The sequence below is a fragment of the Staphylococcus sp. GDY8P45P genome (genome assembly GCF_017892745.1).
In the GTDB taxonomy this organism is placed as follows: domain Bacteria; phylum Bacillota; class Bacilli; order Staphylococcales; family Staphylococcaceae; genus Staphylococcus; species Staphylococcus cohnii.
In genome coordinates, this window is sequence record NZ_JAESLS010000004.1 from 535,139 (window position 1) to 551,622 (window position 16,484).

Sequence of the window (16,484 nt, forward strand, 5' to 3'; positions counted from 1 at the left end):
ATTGAGGATTGGAGTAAACAATGAGCGATTTAAAAAGAGAACAAAGAAAAAATGAACACGTTGAGATTGCAATGGCACAAACGGATGCTACAATCTCAGATTTTGATGAAATTAGATTTGTACATGATTCTATTCCGAGTATAGATGTAAGTGATGTTAATCTTGAGCATTCGCTAAAAGATTTTACACTTAGTCAACCACTTTATATTAATGCGATGACTGGTGGCAGTGAATGGACGAAACAAATTAATGAAAAATTGGCAATTGTGGCTCGGGAAAGCGGTATTGCAATGGCAGTTGGTTCTACACATGCAGCGTTACGTAATAGTGATATGGCATCATCTTTTACAGTCGTGCGTGACACAAACCCAGAGGGGATTATATTTAGTAACGTAGGTGCCGATGTACCTGTTGATAAAGCTGTCGAATCAGTAAAATTGCTAGATGCTCAAGCATTACAAGTACATGTCAATGCACCACAAGAATTAGTCATGCCTGAAGGTAATAGAACCTTTTCTACATGGATGGACAATCTTGCGCAAATTGTAGAACGGGTAAATGTCCCAGTAATTGTCAAAGAAGTAGGGTTTGGCATGAGTAAAGAAACAATCAAAAACTTATATGAAATTGGCATTAGGTATGTAGATGTGAGTGGACGTGGTGGTACGAACTTTGTAGATATTGAAAATGAAAGACGTGCATACAAGGACATGGACTATTTAAGTATGTGGGGACAAACGACTGTGGAATCATTATTAGAAAGTACTTCTTATCAAAAAGATATGGATATACTTGCTAGTGGTGGCGTGCGCTCTCCTTTAGATGCTGTGAAATGTTTAGCGCTTGGAGCGAGTGCGGTTGGTATGTCGCGACCATTTTTAAATCAAGTTGAACAATATGGTATTACAGAAACACTAAACTATACAGAACAATTTACTGAACATATGAAAAAAATTATGACGATGTTAAATGCGCCTACAATAAATGATTTAAAAGGTTCGAAAATGATCTTTGGTCCTAAACTACAATCTTGGATAGATCAGCGAAATATTGATATTTCTAATTAATATCTCATAAAGAAATCATTTTTGTAGGTTAGGTCATTAACTACTGTGTTGATTTTCGTATATGAAATTATTATAGAAAAAACCTGAGACATTATGTCTCAGGTTTTCTTATGTTAAAAATCAAATTATATCATTAGAATAGATTGATAAATGTAGTAACGATTGGGACACCAAGCAAATCAATTAAAAATGCGCCCACAATTGGTACGACAAGATATGATTTTGGTGAAGCTCCGAATTTCTTGGTAATTACATCTAGGTTTGCCATAGCATTTGGGGTTGCACCAAGACCATGACCAATAAAGCCACCAATCATTACAGCAGCATCGTAATTTTTTCCTAAACCGCGGAACACGATAAATATAGAGAATAGCACGATAAACACGACTTGTATTAAAACGATAATAATTAAAGGTAAAGCCAATTGATATATTTCTGTAAGTTGTATACTCATCAAAGCGATAGATAAGAATAGGCTTAGTGATATGTCACTAATTTTATCCACGAATTTCATATCAATAAGATTTAAATTATTATATTCAGAAATATTTCGAATAATTACCGCAACAAACATTGCACCAACATATATAGGAATGTTAATACCTGTTAAATCAGAGAATGTATTTCCTAAATATGAACCAATAGCCATACAAATGGTTACAATCGTAAATTGTAAGAAAAAGATGGTAGTAGGGTTCATGCGATTATGTAAGTATTCATTAGATTTTACGTTACCATAGTCTGTCGTAGTTTCTTCTGCATGTTCAGATTTTAAATTATATTTAGTGATTAAAAATTTCACTACTGGACCACCTACTAAACCACCAGCTACAAGACCTAATGTTGCTGCTGCTAAAGCTGCGGTTAATGCAGAATCAAAGCCCATGTCGCGTATGGTTTGACCATAGGCGGCAGCATTACCATGACCACCTTCCATAGACATAGAACCTGCTGTCAAGCCTAATAATGGTGGTATGTTTAATACTTTTGCTAATGAAATACTAATAAGGTTTTGGAAGACTGCAAGAAAACCACAAAATATAAAATATAAAATAAGTACTTTTCCACCCAAGCGTAATAACTTTAAAGAAGCGCCTAATCCAATTGTTGTAAAGAACGCAAGCATAAAGAAGTTTTGTATAAATTCAGAATCCAGTTTGATTGTTATGATATTTGTAGATTGTAATATTGCAACTAAAATCGAGAAGATTAAACCACCGATAACAGGTGCAGGAATACAAAGCCTTCTTAATATTGAAATATGATTAACAATATATATACCTAAAAGGTATAACAAACTTGCGATTGCTAAAGTAGTAATTGCATCTAGCTCTAGCATTTTCAATCCCCCTTAAATTTCAAATGAAACTCTCCTGTGTGTCTGGTTATATAGATGGAGTCATGTGCAAAATGACAATAAAGAAAGTGCTTACAAAACTCCATGCTATCTATTATACATATTTAAATAGTATAAATCTAGTTTGGAATTAAATATTAAATAGAATAAATAGAGATTGTTTTATTTGTAATTTTCAGATAATCATTCTCTTGTCTAATACGCAAAAATAGATGTTAGAAGAATGAATACACGACTTATCTATAACACAGTACCTTGCAATGTATAGTAGTCTGTGTTATATTCTTTTCGACAGCTACTGTGTAATGTATAGTACTGGATTTACATAGGAGGTAACATATGAATAGCCAATTTAAAAAGGGCGCGCTAGAGCTTATAGTGCTACTTATTATCAAAAGAGATGATCAGTACGGTTACTCGCTCGTTCAAAATATTTCGAGACATATGAGTATTGCAGAAGGAACAGTGTACCCATTGCTACGAAGATTAGTGAAAAATGGAGAACTCACGACATATTACCAACCTTCTTCAGAGGGTCCAGCAAGGAAATATTACAAAGTGACTGACCAAGGTAATGACAGATTAGTTGACTTATTACATGAATGGCGATCGTTTTCGAATATTGTAGAAGTATTTATAAAGGAGAGTGAATGGAATGACTAAAAATGAATTTTTAAAACAGTTGCATAAACATTTGAAACATGATTCTGATGCAGAACGACAAGATATTTTAAATGAGTACGAAACACATTTTTATAGCGGATTAAAAGAAGGTAAAACAGAAGCACAAATTTCAAAAGAACTAGGTGATCCTAGAACTTTAGCTAAAGAAATGAATGCGACAGCTGCTGTAGAAAAAGCTGCTGACAGTAAAAAATTTGGCGACGTTGGGAACGCCATTTTTGCAGTGATGGGTTTAAGTATATTAAATTTCTTTGTAATTTTAGTACCGTTTATTTTCGTTTTAAGTATCGTTGTTTCATTAATTGTAACGACAATTTCATTCGTTTTAAGTCCAATATTATTATTGGTAAAAGGATTTTTAAGTGGATTTGAAAATGTATTACTTTTTGATGTATATGCAGTAGGTGCATTGTTTGGAATGGGATTAATGTTATTTGTGATTACGTATTTAATTTCTAAAGCATTTTATTTAATTTGTGTGAAGTATCTCAAGTGGAATATAAGTGTTGTGAAAAGGAGTGGGATTTCATGAAGAAAACATTGATTAGTCTTTTTGTAATTGGATTAATTGTAACGATTGTTTGTGGCATTGGTGTAGTAAACCAATTTCAAGTAGAAAGTAAAAAGTCGAAAGAAGTCACAGAGAATTATCATAAAGAATATGATGAAAATAAAGTAAAAAATCTCAATATAGATTTGAACAATAGTAATTTAAAACTTAAAAAAGGTGATCAACTTAAAGTTGAATCACGAGGTTCTAACGACAAAATAAATATGGATACTACTATAAAAAACGGTACGTTATATGTGAAAGATAAATCATTAGATAGCAATGTCGATATTACATTTATGGACTTTAAAAATAATGATGTCATTATCACATTACCTAAATCATTGAGCCATTTAAATGTTAATACTGAATCTGGTTCGATTATGATTGATCAAATAAAAGCGGATTATGCTAAGTTATACGCAGATGTTGGAAAATTAAATATCACGCATGCTAAATTTGATCGTTTAATTGCTGAAGTTGATGTTGCAGATATGTATATGGCAACGACTCAATTTAATTCAGGTGAGTTCGAAGCTGATACTGGATCAATCAATATCAAAGACACGCCTATTGATATACCAATTAAAGTGAAAACGGATGTAGGCAACATAGCAATGGCATATACGAATAATCAGCCTGAAAACACACGCATAGAATTTGATAGCGACGTAGGAGAACTGGACATTAATAATCACTTGTTTAAAAACAAACAAGTAGGTAATGGCTCTAACCTCATTCATATTGAAACGGACACAGGTAATGCAGAAATCAACTAAAATTGAAAATATGAGTAAATAACATCGTATGCATTAAACTACATTGTGTGAGTATAAGCATATCAAAGTCAATTCACTAAAACGATTTTGACTTATGCTCATATTTTAGTTTTCGTATTAAAATTATAGTGATATTGAAAATAATTTATAATTATTTTGTTATTAGCCTGAGAATTGATGAAATTTTAAATTTCTGTGTTTGCTTCTTTTTTGATATACTATAAGCCATATAAAATTACTAGGTTTATAAGGAGGAGTGTTATGCAGGAATTGAATAGAAGTGATAAGCAATATGGTGTTTTAGCACTTCTACCATTAATCATATTTTTAGGGTTATATATTGGTGTAGGACTCACTTTTACCATAATGGGTAAAGAAGATGCGTTTGATCAATTACCAAGACATGTTGCTATTTTTATCGGCATCGTTATCGCTTGGACATGCTATGATAGAAAAACGAAGTTTTCTAAAAAAGTAGAAATATTTACAGCGCATGCAGGCAATTCAGGTATTGTTAATCTAGGCTTGATACTGTTATTAGCAGGCGCTTTTTCTACCGTTACCTCAGAAATGGGCGGTAAGACAGCAATGGTGAATATGGGGCTTACAGTCATCCCACCAAGTCTACTCATACCTGGTATATTCATTATGAGTGGTTTTGCTGCGTTAACGTTGGGTACTTCTACGGGGGCGCAAGCTGCTTTTATTCCAGTAGGTGTTGCTGTAGCTCAAGCTGCTGATTTAAGTGTCGCAGCAGCAGGTGCCGCTGTTATTGCAGGTGCATATTTTGGTGATAACTTATCCATTATTTCAGATACGACGATTGCAGCTACAAATGGCGTCGGTGCTAAGATGAAAGATAAATTTAAGATGAATGTGTTGATTGCGCTACCTGCTGCACTTATTACTGCAGTTATATATGCAGTTGTGGGTGGAACAGGTAAAGTGGAAGGTGACTTAAGTTTTAATTTTATAAATATACTGCCATATCTATTTGTACTTATAGCAGCAATCGCAGGTTTGGATGTGATTTTAGTGTTGATCATCGGTATCATAATGGCAGGTGTCATTGGTTTGCTTCAAGGCAATTTGGGCATATTCCAGTTTACAAAAGCTATTGGTGAAGGTATGGAAAGCATGTTCCTTATTTTTCTTGTGGCGTTTTTAGTTTCTGGACTTGTGGCATTAATTCGCTATTATGGCGGTGTTGATTGGATTATTAAAACAATGAAAGAAAAAGCAAAAGGCCGAAAAAGTGCAGAATATGTGATTAGTTTAATGTCCGGTGTACTTTCTGCTGCTTTATCACACAATACGTTAGCAATTTTAATTTCTGCGCCTATCGCTAAAGAAATTGGAGATGAATATAAGGTACCTCCTAAACGTATGGCAAGCTTATTAGATATATTCGCATGTTGTGCCTTAATGGTACTGCCGCATGATAGTGGTATGTTAATGGTTGAACAATATGGAGATGTTTCTTATATAGAAGTTTTACAATACACATTTTATCCTGTGATATTTGTCATTTGTACGGTTATTACGATACAATTTGGTTTACTTGATAAAGAAAAAAACCTTTCTAAATAATTTCTATTTTAATTAAGCTAATTATTAGAAAGTGAAAATGATATATCACAGACTAGCCATTCAAAGTGAGCGTTTATAATTCAAATAATTTAATAATATTATAGGGAAGCAGAGATTATATTAAATTTTAATCTCTGTTTCCCTTTTATTAACGCCATGTATCTTGTGGTGGTATGGTAGTACGTTTTGAAATTCTTGAAACGTAGGGATTGCCTTTAACAATAAAGCGAAGCGGTTTTTGCGTCCATTCACCTTTATTAGGAATACCAATTCTCGGTGTTTCCTCAATATGTTTAGGATGTTTACGGTTTTTAGTATCTATTTTTAGATTGCCTTCATTTAATCGTGAACCATCCAAATGTCTCGGTATATTAAATGCTTTAGTCCATTTTCCTGGGCCATTTGTTAATTCAAAGCCATCTTTGTTTCTATTTGAACGCATAGCTTCAATATTCTCTTCTGGTTCAACAGCACGTATCAGGACACCTTCAGGTACACCTTCTAATTGTGTTACAAAGTTGATGAGTAAATGCGTATGCATCACATGGGCATAAATAGTGCCACCAAGTTTATATAATGATTCTACTTTGGGTGTGCGTTTGCCATTAAATCCGTGAGCGGCTTGATCCTTTTCACCAACATAGGCTTCAGTTTCAACGATGTATCCAGTAAATGTATGTAAATCATCTTCGAAAATGACACGCACACCTAATAAATCTTTGGCGATAGTGACTGTATCACGTTGTAAAAAATCCATTTATTAATCCTCCATATAATAGTTTTTGAAATTAAATGTTTTTAAAAATTTTTTATTAAATTGTAAAATTGTGTTACAAGCATGTGAGAATTTTGGTAGAATAACCTTATAAGTTTACTAAAAATTAAAAACTCATAAGTTAAAGTATCAATGACTATATTAAAGTTAAATGAACATTATATCAAATGTACTTGAAACGGGGGGAGCAATTTGGAAAGAAAAATTGGATTTGGAGAAGCATTAAAACTATTTTGGAAAAATTATTTTAACTTCAAAGGCCGTGCACGCAGAAGTGAATATTGGTATATGGTTTTATGGCATATGATTTTTCTAGTACCAGCGTTTGTTGTATATTTCATTGGTTTGATTGCATTAATTAGCGCTGCTGCTTCTCAATCTGAAACGGTCATTATGATAAGCGTAATCTTTCTTATTATCAGTGTGATATATATAGCTGTGTACGGATTAGCTACTTTAATACCTAATTGGGCGATATTTATTAGAAGATTTCATGATACAGGTAGATCGATGTTACTACCACTTATTTATTTAGGTATTTCAGTGTTTTCATATATCATATTTACAGTAATAGCTTTACTAGATTCAGATTTCAATCATATGGCAAGTGTGATTTTCATCGTATTGATATACGCATTCTATATAGGTTTTGGTATTTATGCGCTAGTCGTTAGTTGCTTGGATAGTGAACGAAAAACAAATAAATATGGTCCAAGTCATAAATATGCAAACCAATATACTAAAATTGATGACATGTATAGAGAGCAATAGTTAAAATAAACCCAATTATGACAAGTCAAACTGTTAGACTGTTTTTTGTCATAATTGGGTTTTTATAAAGTTTAATTATTAATATATGATAAATTTGGATAATGTTTTCCTAATACGTCATGCAAAGCTTTGTAGCGTTGAAAAAGTACTTCATATTGTTTTACCTTTTTTGGATCAGGCTGTAAACGGTAATAAACAGGTTGTTTCATATGATGTACTGTTTCTTCAAGTGTTTGATAAGCACCACCTACATTTGCACCTAACATTGCTGCACCTAATGCTGTAGCATTGGAAGAATCCATAACGACGACTTCTTTATTTAAGACATTAGTATATATATCTACGAGTAATTCGCTTTTAATTGGTATACCACCAGCAGCATAAACAGTATTAACCGGTATTTGGTTATCTTCAAATTGTTGCATAATTAACTTAGTCCCAAAAGCCGTTGCTTCAATATAAGCACGATGAATCATTTCGAATGGTGTTTGTAACGTTAAGCCAAAGATACTACCAGTAAGGTTACTGTTGCTTAATATACTACGATTACCATTATGCCAATCTAAAACGGTTACGTGCTGTTGATGAATTGGTATCTCAGAAGCTAAATTTTCTAAGTGTTCTAATATAGTAATACCTTCTTTTTCAGCTTGTTTTACTATGGACGCTGGGGCCTGACTAGCTGAATAACTAAATAAATCACCAACTGCAGCTTGACCAGCTTCATAAGCATATAAACCTGGGATAATTGCATCTTTGACTGATCCTGTAATCGCAGGAATTGCAACTTGCTTAGCGTCGAGCATGAGATGACAAGTGCTAGTACCTATAACAGGTGTAAATTCACCCTGTTCGATTGCACCAACGCCGAGTACTCCTGAATGAGCATCTATAATATAAGGAGAAATTTGAACTTTATCTGATAGCCCCCATAATTTTTGATAATAAGTAGTTAAAGCCCCTGCACTTTCGCCAATATTTATCACTGGTGCCTCACATTTATTTTTTACAATTGAAGGTAAGTCTTTATCTACCGCTTCAAAAAACGAATAATTAAAGCCATCTTTTTCGTTGTAAAAACCTTTGAACCCTATGCCACAATTTGAACGAATATTGCGATTGGTTAATAAACTAACAATATAATCTCCAGCCTCCATAATATATGCACTCTGCGCTAAAATTTCTGGCGCTTTGTGTTTAACCTCTAATATTTTTGGAATCATCCATTCACTATTAACACTATGACCATAAAAGTCTAACCAATTTGCGTTATATGTGTCATTTATTTTTTTCATAAATGTTGCTTCTTCATGAGCACCATGGTGTTTCCAAAGCTTAACATAAGCATGTGGTTCATCTTTTAATGATTCATGTGTATGTAATGGTTTGAAATGTTCATCTAAAAAGACAATCGTACAACTTGTGAAATCGATTCCCATACCAATTACATTTGATGGATCAATTTTACTTTCTGATAAAACGTGTTGAACACCTTTTTCTAATATATTTGTGTAATCTTCAGCGTTTTGTAAAAAATAATTATGCGGTAAATCATGGCCGTTCAATGAACCTGAAATTGTACCATGAGGATATGCTTCTATGTAGCTAGAAATAATCTCACCATTGGAGGTATCTACGAGAAATACACGACCAGATGCTGTACCAAAATCGATCCCAATACTGTAACTCATGCGGCATTGCCTCCCAATAATCATTTTAATAAGTTCTGATTACTTATTTAATCTAATAATAGTGCTTGCAAAAAACATTGTAAAGATAACAACGTTTTTAGATAATAATGGAAGGTAAGAGTTGATATGAATCATCATACAAATAGGTTAAAAAGCTAAAATACAATTTGAAATGTATATTTAAGGTGCGAAATGTTATTATCAATATATATTCATTCGACTTTAAGGGAGGGAAATCTTATCATGTCCTTAAAAATAGCAAATGTTACAAAAAAATATAAGGATTTTACAGCAGTTAATGACATATCGATAATTTTAGAATCAGGAAAGATGCTAGGATTTTTAGGACGTAATGGTGCAGGAAAGACGACAACTTTTAGAATGATACTTGGTTTGACGCCGATTACAGAAGGACAAATTTTATATAAAGATAAGGCGATTGACCAATCAATATATGATAAAATAGGATATTTGCCTGAAGAACGAGGGTTACATCCGAAAATGAAAGTAGAAGATGAATTGAGATATCTAGCTACATTAAAAGGGATGAAATCAAAAGAGATAAGCAAATCTATTGATTATTGGTTAAATCGTTTTGATATTGAAGAAAATAGAGAAAAGAAAATAGAAGCGTTATCTAAAGGAAATCAGCAAAAAATTCAACTCTTAGCAAGTATGTTACATAATCCAGAATTATTAATCTTGGATGAACCTTTTAGTGGTTTAGATCCAGTTAATGTTGAATTATTAAAATCAGCCGTAAAAGATTTAAATGATGCAGGAACGACGATTATATATAGTTCTCATAGAATGGAACATGTAGAAGAACTATGTGATGATGTTTGCATTTTGAATAAAGGTGAACTTGTTGTTTCTGGGCCAATTGATGAGGTGAAAGCAAATCATGGCAATAAAAGCGTTATAATTGAAACAAATCATGCGATGTCAGAAATAGATGATATTACTGGTGTTATCCAGGTTGAACGTAATAAAAGGGAAATAAGAGCGTTGATAGAAGACGAAGTGATTGCTGAAGAAATATATAATATTGTAGTTCAGTATGGTTTTGTCAAAAGGTTTCAAGTTATAGAACCAACGTTAAATGAGATTTTTATAGATAAAGTAGGTGATGCAAATGGATAAATTTTGGGCTACTTTTTCACTTACGTATAAAAGTAAAGTAAAAACAAAATCATTTATGATTTTCACTGCGATTGTAGTTGTATTAATGTTGGCAGCCGCTAATATTAATAAAATCGTCGATCTATTTGATAATGGCCCTGATAAGATTGGTATTGTAGTTAATCAGGACCAAGTATATAAAGTGATTAAAGCACAAAGTAATCACCTTGATAGTGATGCGAAATTTAAAAAAGTGACTAAATCACAAGCACATCAACAAGTAAAAAATGAAAAGTTAGATAAAGCGTATGTCATTGATTTGCATGATAATCACAAACTGACTGGTAAAATTTTAAGTAAAGATACCGTGTCAAAAACAGATGAACAAAAATTACAAACTACTTTGTCAGCCATTCAAACCAAACTTGTGGCATCTAGTTTAAATCTATCTGAAGATGAGCTAAAACAATTGCAATCTCAAAGTGAAGTAAGCTCACAAGTGCTTTCAGATAGTGCGAACGAGACAAATTTAAGTGAGTCACAAAAAACATTTAATACGATTATCGTTTATGCAGGCATTATGCTCATGTTTTTCATAATCATAAATTATGCCAATCAAGTGGCAATGGAAATTGCAACTGAGAAGACCTCACGTGTCATTGAAATGATTATCACAAGCATATCTCCAGTAACACACATACTTGCAAAATTGTGTGGCGTCATCGCTGTGGCATTAACACAAATTAGTATTTTCATTATTGTAGGCATCATAAGTGTGTTGCTATTTGATATTGGAGATATGCTTAAAGGATTTGATGTTGAGCCTAATGATCTAACAGTACAATTAATTATCGTAGGTATACTTTCTCTTATTTTAGGTATACTTTCTTATATTATATTGGCCGCTATATTGGGTTCGATTACTGCACGAATCGAAGATATTAACCAATCACTTATGCCGATGACTTTGATTAGTATCATTGCATTATATATGGCAATGTTTGGTGTTATAAATCCTGACACGACGCTCATAAAAGTTGCAAGTTTTATTCCTTTATTATCTCCCTTTATCATGTTTTTACGTGCATCAACACCTGACGTAGCTACTTGGGAAATTGTAGTAAGTATGAGTTTATCAATATTAACAATATTTATCTTACTTTATATTGCAGTAAGAAGTTATAAAGATACAATATTAAGTTTTGATAAAGGCTTGTTAAAGTCTATGAAACGTGTCTTCAGTAAAAATTAAAGTGTGTTAACAATCATTAAGATAAGTTATAGATAAACCAATAACTTTTTGAAGTGTATTTAAATATATGAGTAGGGGAGTGAAACTAAAACAACATAATGGTTTCATCCCTACTTTTTTATAAAAAATACTTGGAAGCGTGATTTGCAAGTGCATTAAATATGCTAAATAAATCATATCTATAAAAAAACTAGAAAAAACATCACAATTTTAAATAATATTTGATAGAATTAATAATTAGTATAGATAATGATTTGGTTAAGTTGTTACACTATAGGAAAGTAAGATAACTACCTAGGGAAGTAGTAAACTGTTTTAAAATTTTAAATATTAGTGAATGAGGTATTTTGCTCAGTAAATGGGGACATATTGAGCGCATAATTATCTAAGCTAATTTAAAATGCTGTGCAATTCACTTTAAAAGTAATGCATTATTAAACTGATGAGAATATTGTATCTTGTTTAATAAAGCAAGAATGATGTTCGTGACAGTTGTGATTGAAGTTTTATTCAAGATAAAGCTGAAAGTTAAAGTGAATAATAATATGTTTGGTTCGAAAGGGAGTAATTGATGATGTTTGCAAAAGTAGAAAGACAAAGTAATGGTATTGACTTAATTAAAATAGACAATGAAGCAACTAAGATTGTTTTCACGAACTATGGCGCCCGTATCGTGTCATGGAAATATGATGATAACAATATTGTATTAGGTAATGTGGTAGAAGCGGATGAATTCTATCAACAAAACCCTTTTTATTTTGGTGCTACTGTAGGTCGTTATGGCGGACGTATAGCAAATGCTGAGTTTCATTTAGATGGTACAACGTACCGATTAGATACAAACGATGGTGAAAATAATATTCACGGTGGCTTTAAAGGTATAGATAAATGTTATTTCGATTATGAAATCTTTGAGCAAGTAGGCCAAGTGAAAATTGTATTTTCTACCACAATTCAGCAGTCAGATGATCATTTCCCAGGAAATATCAATTTAGAGGTGATACATACTTATGATGTTGACCACAAATGGACAATTGAGTATAAAGCTGTAGCTACCGAAAAAACAATTTTTAATCCTATGAATCATGTATACTTTAATTTGAACAGAGACAATAACGTCATCGATAATCATAGCATCTCAAGTTCAGTATTAAAAATGCACTTATTAGACAATAATCATTTTGTAACAAAACAAGAACCATTAAATTTAGAAAGTGTGTTTGAGCGTAGTCAAATTCAATTTAAAGATATTTTTAATAGTGAACACCATGATATTCAAACACAAATGAAACGATATGGTGGTCTGGATCATCCGTTTCAAATTGGAGAGCAAGGTATGACAGTTGAAAATAAGCATTTTCAACTGTCTGTTGAGACAGATATGCCTAATGTCGTGATTTTTACTTTTAATGATACTACGGAATGGGAAAGTGACTTTAATATTTATAAAGCACATTCAGGATTTACATTAGAATCGCAATGCATCCCCAATGATATTAATTTGTATGGAGAAAATGCGCCATCAATATTAGAAGCGAATCAACCTTTTTATTCTAAGACTTCATATAAAATTGCTGAAAAAACAGGTGGGGAAGCAGAATAATATTACTGTGGTTGAATCAAGTACATTGAAGTGATTTAAAGTAATGCAAAATAATCAAGTGGTACTTGTGAATAAGCAACCGACGTTTTATAATATCGTGCTATAGAAGATAGTTTTAAAAGAAATACTCAGGTTAGTGAATCTGTATGAATATCATATTTTGTCAGTTACTTAACCTGAGTTTAATAAATGTATAATATTTACAGATGCTTGTTGTACAGGGATCTGTTTTTTTATTGCGCATTAGAATATGGCATTTTAGTATATTGTGATGTTTATTTTTGTGCGCGTTTTAGATACTTTTCTAATTTGCGTCGTCTTTCTTCAGTTAAATAAGGATTTTTTAAGGCATAGGCTAAGCGCGCAACATTTTTATTATCATTGTAATAAATATCATTGAGTTCAAATACAGTTAAAAGGGAATCTTGCTCTCCGTATTTTATGAGCTGAAGATGAGATGAGTCGCTAACAAAACCTTCTTTAATTACTCTAAGGTAACAACCAGTTCTACATGTACTAGACATACGTTTAATAAGGTTAGGAATTTTATACTTTTCTTGTATTTTCCAACAAGGTTCTCTAATCTCTGAAACTTCGATAATCGCTTCACCTAATTGAAATTGATCACCAAAATGTAAGTCTTTTTCATCCAAATCTTTGACAGTTAAATTTTCGCCAAACATTGCATACTCTGGTAAAACCGAGACATCATCTTTCCATAAATTATAATTTTTTTCACTATATAAACACACAGCTTTATTGGGACCGCCATGTCCTTTGTATTCTTGCTCATCTTCAGAAAAACCTGTTTTTGAAAGCCACATTCTACCGGTGAATGGCTGTTTGTTAAGTGCTGAACGCATCGGTCTTTTAGAACTATAAGGTAAATCTTCTATTTTTCCTGTAGCAATCGCTTTTAAATCATAAATCATGACAATCCCCCTTGTTGGTTATGTATTATTATTGTAAAGCACATATTTGATTATGCAAGAAGATATATTAATTTAAAATTTATACATATTTTTTAGCTATGTATTTTTTTCAATCTCATGTACAATAAAGGTGAGAGTAAGTTATGTAAAGGGGACGCATTATGGATACGAAACAGTTGAAAATTAGTACATTTAATGACGCGTTAAGCCAAATCAGCGACGGTATGGTAGTTGGAATTGGTTCTGGTTCAACAATAGAGTTGCTTGTCCCAAAATTAGCTGAGAAATTGAACCATGAACAGATTGATATTACAGGTGTATGCACTTCTAATAAAACCGCTTATATCGCCAAAGAATTAGGTATTCGAGTAGTGGATGTCAATGATATTGAGAAAATAGACGTTGCAATTGATGGTGCAGACGAAGTGGATAACAATTTGAATTTAATTAAAGGTGGCGGTGGCGCATTATTTAGAGAAAAAGTGATTGACGCCATGGCGGAAAAATTTATTGTTTTAGTCGATGAATCTAAGTGTGTATCATATTTAGGTGAAACGTTTAATTTACCTGTAGAAGTAGATAAATTTAATTGGTTATTAGTTTCTAAAAAAATTGCAGCTTACGATAATTTGCAAGTGATACGTCGGATGGTGGATGATGTCCCATTTATAACTGATAATGGAAATTATATTCTTGATGTTACATTGAATTCATCTATCGATCCTTATGCTATGCATGAATTTTTAATTCATTTAGTAGGTGTCTTAGAAACTGGTTATTTTATCGATGTTACAGATCAAGTCATTATAGGTACACAAAAAGGTGTTAAAATTTTAAATAAATAATAATTTGGTATATTAAAATATAATAAAAGCAGGTTAACTACCGGTATAAATTAAGATAATCATGAGGTTTAGTCATTGTATCTGAATATACGGTAAGTGTAACCTGCTTTTTGTTAATTAGCGACGATGATCACGTTTGTTTTTTAGTTTAAAAGGTGAGCGTTGTCGTTTTTTATTTTGTTGTGTGATTGTCTCAGAAGTATTTTGATCATTATCATGTTCTGTTGATGTTGCTTCTGTTTGTGCTCTCTCAGTAGAATTTTCAACAGCACCGTTTACCTGTGTTTTAACATGGTTGTGTTCTCCTTGAACGTCGTTGTTCTCAGGTGTTTGTGGTGTGTTTTCATCTATAATATTGTTTCGACTGTCATCATGATTTGTTTGTTGGTGATTATTTTGAGTGTCAGTATCATCCATAAGTTCAGTTGATGTTTTTGAGTCAGCATCATCTGAATTTACATGTTTGTCTGTTGCCTCTTCAGTTTGAGAAGTAGTAGATTCACTGTGCTCGTCATCTTCTGTATGAACTTGTGCTTTTGTTGTTGCATCATCGGGTGTTTCACTGCTGTCTTCTTCTTGAGGTGCTTCTGAATATTCATTAACGTGGTCCAAATAATTATTATTATCGACTTCATCTAAACTGCGCTTTGTAAAGAAATAGAGTATCGCGCGAATAATAATACTTAATAAAATGTAAACGACTGCTACAGCTGATGTAGATAGTGCAATTACTTTCATTGCGAAAACACTGCCGAGCTCTTCATTGAATAAGAAAACAAGACCAAATGACATTGCTGCATGGAAGATCGTTGCGATATAAATCGTGCGTCCTTTTGTAGCACGAATCAATTCACCTATAATCATAGAGAATGCAAATGTATATAATAAACCATATAAAGTATATTCAAGACTAAATACCATGTTTATATTCCAAATGGAATATAATATACCAACAATAATTGATGCAAAAAATGTATTCATTTTCGTTTCTATAATGTTTTGCAAGTAAGAACGGAAACCGAACTCTATTAAGAATGCCATCACTAGCTGTCCGAGTATAATTGCAGTTATAGAAACTGATAAATCTTCTGCTTGTAATAATACAAAACTATCTGCAAAGATGTTGAAGCTTACCATAGCAATCAAGAAAATGACTAAAGGTAATATAAATGCAAGTAGAATTCGTTCAATCACTTTTAAATCTATTGTTAGTTTTAAACCAGATAACTGCGCTTTGCGATTACTAAAAACAATAATACAAATAAGCGCAGCAATAAATGGTGCTATAGCACTTAAGTCAAAGACAAAAGTTTTAAGTGAAATAGTACTTTGTAAATCTTTTAGTATAATAGGAGCTGCATAAGCAATAATAAAGAAAATAAAAATCATTATTGCCCATTGAAAACCTGATATACGTTGTTTATTCATTATGTAACCTCCAATAGGGTTCAGAAAATCATTTATCA

15 protein-coding genes are annotated in these 16,484 nt (G+C 32.3%); 10 read left to right on the plus strand and 5 right to left on the minus strand.

The genetic code is table 11. The features are described 5' to 3' along the window. Positions 1–20: 20 nt before the first annotated feature. Positions 21–1,067 (plus strand): type 2 isopentenyl-diphosphate Delta-isomerase, encoded by a 1,047-nt coding sequence (fni, locus tag KA873_RS02725; protein ID WP_107384615.1) that lies wholly within the window; start codon positions 21–23, stop codon positions 1,065–1,067. A gap of 133 nt (positions 1,068–1,200) precedes the next feature. Here the strand turns inward: fni and gltS are convergent, their stop codons facing one another. Beyond that, positions 1,201–2,406 carry a sodium/glutamate symporter gene (gene gltS / locus KA873_RS02730; RefSeq protein ID WP_107384616.1) on the minus strand — a complete coding sequence of 402 codons (1,206 nt, stop codon included), beginning with the start codon at positions 2,404–2,406 and terminating at the stop codon, positions 1,201–1,203. A 357-nt stretch (positions 2,407–2,763) separates the two neighbouring features. Between gltS and KA873_RS02735 the strand changes: the two genes are divergently transcribed. The 4 genes from KA873_RS02735 (at position 2,764) to KA873_RS02750 (ending at position 6,027) form a co-directional block, all read left to right on the plus strand. Further along, complete coding sequence (locus KA873_RS02735; RefSeq protein ID WP_107384617.1) at positions 2,764–3,087, plus strand: PadR family transcriptional regulator; 324 nt, start codon at positions 2,764–2,766, stop codon at positions 3,085–3,087. Then, the gene (locus KA873_RS02740; protein ID WP_107384618.1) at positions 3,080–3,640 is read left to right on the plus strand and encodes an HAAS signaling domain-containing protein; all 561 of its coding nucleotides are present in this window, start codon (positions 3,080–3,082) and stop codon (positions 3,638–3,640) included. Before KA873_RS02735 ends, KA873_RS02740 begins: the two co-directional genes overlap by 8 nt. Continuing rightward, entirely contained in the window at positions 3,637–4,437 is an 801-nt protein-coding gene (locus KA873_RS02745) for a DUF4097 family beta strand repeat-containing protein (RefSeq protein ID WP_107384619.1), read from the plus strand. Before KA873_RS02740 ends, KA873_RS02745 begins: the two co-directional genes overlap by 4 nt. Before the next feature lie 261 nt (positions 4,438–4,698). Then, positions 4,699–6,027, plus strand: a complete 1,329-nt coding sequence (locus KA873_RS02750) for a Na+/H+ antiporter NhaC family protein (RefSeq protein WP_107386389.1) — start codon at positions 4,699–4,701, stop codon at positions 6,025–6,027. A gap of 148 nt (positions 6,028–6,175) precedes the next feature. Here KA873_RS02750 and KA873_RS02755 read toward each other — a convergent pair whose 3' ends face one another. Then, positions 6,176–6,784, minus strand: a complete 609-nt coding sequence (locus KA873_RS02755; protein ID WP_107505086.1) for a DNA-3-methyladenine glycosylase — start codon at positions 6,782–6,784, stop codon at positions 6,176–6,178. A gap of 210 nt (positions 6,785–6,994) precedes the next feature. On the opposite strand from KA873_RS02755, the gene KA873_RS02760 reads away from it, so the two are divergent. Beyond that, on the plus strand, positions 6,995–7,573 hold the full coding sequence (locus tag KA873_RS02760) for a DUF805 domain-containing protein (RefSeq protein WP_107505085.1): 579 nt from the start codon (positions 6,995–6,997) through the stop codon (positions 7,571–7,573). A 71-nt stretch (positions 7,574–7,644) separates the two neighbouring features. Here the strand turns inward: KA873_RS02760 and KA873_RS02765 are convergent, their stop codons facing one another. Continuing rightward, the gene (locus KA873_RS02765) at positions 7,645–9,264 is read right to left on the minus strand and encodes a ribulokinase (protein ID WP_107505084.1); all 1,620 of its coding nucleotides are present in this window, start codon (positions 9,262–9,264) and stop codon (positions 7,645–7,647) included. Positions 9,265–9,507: 243 nt separating this feature from the next. Here KA873_RS02765 and KA873_RS02770 point away from each other — a divergent pair, with 243 nt between their 5' ends. The 3 genes from KA873_RS02770 to KA873_RS02780 all read left to right on the plus strand — a co-directional run bounded on the left by KA873_RS02770 (position 9,508) and on the right by KA873_RS02780 (position 13,241). After that, entirely contained in the window at positions 9,508–10,407 is a 900-nt protein-coding gene (locus KA873_RS02770) for an ABC transporter ATP-binding protein (RefSeq protein ID WP_107384623.1), read from the plus strand. Continuing rightward, positions 10,400–11,638 (plus strand): ABC transporter permease, encoded by a 1,239-nt coding sequence (locus KA873_RS02775; protein WP_107384624.1) that lies wholly within the window; start codon positions 10,400–10,402, stop codon positions 11,636–11,638. The genes KA873_RS02770 and KA873_RS02775 overlap by 8 nt, the downstream gene beginning before the upstream one ends. A gap of 574 nt (positions 11,639–12,212) precedes the next feature. Beyond that, on the plus strand, positions 12,213–13,241 hold the full coding sequence (locus KA873_RS02780; protein WP_182474473.1) for an aldose epimerase family protein: 1,029 nt from the start codon (positions 12,213–12,215) through the stop codon (positions 13,239–13,241). Positions 13,242–13,516: 275 nt separating this feature from the next. Here the strand turns inward: KA873_RS02780 and KA873_RS02785 are convergent, their stop codons facing one another. Next, entirely contained in the window at positions 13,517–14,173 is a 657-nt protein-coding gene (locus KA873_RS02785; protein WP_107384626.1) for an MOSC domain-containing protein, read from the minus strand. A gap of 158 nt (positions 14,174–14,331) precedes the next feature. On the opposite strand from KA873_RS02785, the gene KA873_RS02790 reads away from it, so the two are divergent. After that, positions 14,332–15,018 carry a ribose 5-phosphate isomerase A gene (locus KA873_RS02790; RefSeq protein WP_181187394.1) on the plus strand — a complete coding sequence of 229 codons (687 nt, stop codon included), beginning with the start codon at positions 14,332–14,334 and terminating at the stop codon, positions 15,016–15,018. Positions 15,019–15,135: 117 nt separating this feature from the next. Here KA873_RS02790 and sdpC read toward each other — a convergent pair whose 3' ends face one another. After that, positions 15,136–16,446, minus strand: a complete 1,311-nt coding sequence (sdpC, locus tag KA873_RS02795) for a peptidoglycan release complex CPBP-like subunit SdpC (RefSeq protein ID WP_107504899.1) — start codon at positions 16,444–16,446, stop codon at positions 15,136–15,138. Positions 16,447–16,484 lie beyond the last annotated feature (38 nt).